The sequence below is a fragment of the Streptomyces marokkonensis genome, from assembly GCF_039539045.1.
Classification (GTDB): Bacteria; Actinomycetota; Actinomycetes; order Streptomycetales; family Streptomycetaceae; genus Streptomyces; species Streptomyces marokkonensis.
Window position 1 is genome coordinate 1 of record NZ_BAABCQ010000344.1, and the last position, 2,523, is coordinate 2,523.

The 2,523-nt window shown below is 68.1% G+C and carries 1 protein-coding gene and 1 pseudogene; both read right to left on the reverse strand.

What is annotated here, in order from left to right; genetic code table 11:
• Positions 1-1,243, reverse strand: a 1,243-nt coding sequence (locus ABEA26_RS35730) for an alpha/beta fold hydrolase (protein ID WP_345598207.1), incomplete at its 3' end; no start/stop codon positions are given.
• 507 nt (positions 1,244-1,750) lie between these two features.
• A pseudogene (locus ABEA26_RS35735) lies at positions 1,751-2,357 on the reverse strand (transposase family protein); the annotation flags it as partial.
• Positions 2,358-2,523 lie beyond the last annotated feature (166 nt).

Consider the following 2,523-nt stretch of genomic DNA (forward strand, 5'->3'; position numbering starts at 1 on the left):
CGACGTCGTGCGGCCATTCGGCGTCGCCGCAGGTGAGCGCCAGGAACATGGTGGCCTGGTTGTCCGCGGGGACGCCCGGGGACGCCGGTGCGGCGGCGAACACCTTCTTGAGAACCGCGGTGTCGGCGGCCGTGGTGGTGCCGTGGGTCAGGTTGTCGGCTGCCTTCCAGAACTTGGCGAGCACGGGAAGGGTGTCGTCGTGCAGAAGCAGGGCGTAGGTCATGTTCCGCAGCAGTGCCCCGTCCAGCGACACCGGTGTGCCGGGAATCGCTGCGGGCGTGCGGTCGAGCCGGTCGGCGAGGGCGAGGTAGGTGTCGGTCACCTCCGCGACGTTCGTGCCCAGTTCGAGGGTGTCGGCCTGTGCCGCGGCGACGCGGGCGGCATCGGGGAACCGGTCGGCCATGCCCTTGCCCCAGGTGTCCGACACCTGGTTGGCCCATACCTTGGTGGGGTCGACGTTGCCTTCCAGGACCATCCGGTCGGTGTGGTTCTGGAAGAGGGAGCGGTAGACGGCTCCGAGGTAGGTGCCGTAGGACTGGCCCCAGTAGGAGATCTTCTTCTCACCGAGCGCCTGGCGGATGCGGTCCATGTCGCGGGCGGTGTTGGCGGTGTTGTAGTGCCGCAGGTTCTCGCCCACCGTGTCTGCGCACTGCTTGGCGGCGGTTTTGGCGCGGGCCACATTCTTGGTGATCGAGCCGTCCGCGGCAGGATAGGGGAAGAGCCCGGGCACGCTGGGGTCCTGCAGACCGCAACTCTGCGGGGTGCTGTGTGCGACGCCGCGCGGGTCGAAACCGATCAGGTCGTAGCGGTCCAGCACGGACTTCGGCAGTGTGGACGCCATGGTTTCGGGCATGCCGAGACCGCCCAGGGCAGGCCCGCCGGGGTTCAGGAACAGAACGCCACGTCGTTTCCCGGGCTTCGCGGTGGACAGCCGGGAGACCGCCAGGTCGATCTTCGTGCCGCCCGGGTCTTGGTAGTCGAGTGGCACATCCAATGTGCCACAGGCCAGGTCGGATTTACGGGTTTGTCCCTCGGGCAGGGCCGGGCACTTACCCCAGGTGATCTTGGCGTCGCCCGCGGTCTCGCCGACGCTCTTGCCGGAGACCTTGGCCGGTTGCGAGTCCTTGGCGTCGGCACTACACGCGACCAGTGCGGTTCCTCCCAGCGTGGAAACCAGCAGAGCTGCGGCGATTCGGCGGCCTCTGGGGAAACCGTGCTGCGCGGAACTGCGTGTCGTGGTCATGGTGTTGTCCTTGGCTATTGGGCTGATCGGCCTTGTCCGGCCGTTGTGTTGACGATTCGAGTCAACAAGAGACCACCGGTCGCGCGCGTCACCCCAGAGAGGACAAAAGCGTGTAGCTCGCTCGGGGGACAGGTCCTGGGCCGACCCCGGGAACGGAGCGGCCGCCGTGGGGCGTATCGGATGAGCTGTGGGCGGGAACGAGCCGCTGCTGCCGGCAGGCCGCACCGCACGGCATCACAGGGCCGTCAGGCTCGGTTGCCGTCCCCAGGCACATCACTGGCGGAAGGGCCTGGCTCATCAACTGCTCCAAGCGCGGGCGTCTTCGCGGTTCTCGCCCCCATCACCACGGACGTCCGCACGGTGCTCGGGTCCGGTGCGGACCCTGCCGCCGGACGGGTCCGGTTCTGCACGTACGGGCTTGCCGACGCCGTGGCTGCCAGGAAATCCTCGCGGCACGAACGCCGGACCGAGCGGCGTGAGCGTGGCCACCCGTCCACCTGGGAGAACATTCACGGCCTGCTGGCCCGCGAATCGGCCTGCGGTCGGCGTGAGCGCGGCCAGTAGAGGCCCGGCCGCCTTGTCCGCCCAGCACTTCGGCTCGGCCGCGGCGCGCGCGTCGATGATCCCATGGGCCTGTGCGGCGGTCAGGTCGTGAACAGACCCGGGCAGGGCGGGGGAGGCCCAACAACAGTCGGCCGAACGGATCGGTGAGAACCTGAACGTTCATGCCGTGGCGCTTGTGTTTCCCGGAGTGGTACGGCGTGTCGGCGGCGATCCGGTCGATCGGCAGGAGGGTGCCGTCCAGGATCACGAACGCCTTGGTCCGGATGGTCTTCATCGCCTGGGTCAGGGTCAGGGTCGGGGCGAGGGCGGCCAGGAGGTCGATGACCTCGCGTATGTAGCGACAGACCGTCGCGATGCCGATGCGGAACCCGGCGGCGAGCTGGGCATAGGTATCGCCGCACCGCAGGTGGGCCAAGGCGAGCAGGGTGTGTCGGCCTGCCGGCAGACGCCGCCGGCGCGTCCCGGTCTCCCGCCGCCGGGCATGCAGTCGAGCGCTCAGGTAGCGCAGGGTGCGGCAGGACAGATCAATCGACGGCGGGTGGACAAGCACGCGAAGCTCCTGGTGGGGCACGGTGATTCTTGGTCGTGACACCTCCTGCCAGGAGCTTCATCGCGTTGCAGAACCGCCCGACCGACGGACGCCGACGACAGGTTGGAATCAGTTCAAGATATGCAAGTCGGAGGCCAAGCGGTCTTAGGAAGACAATTCACGTAAG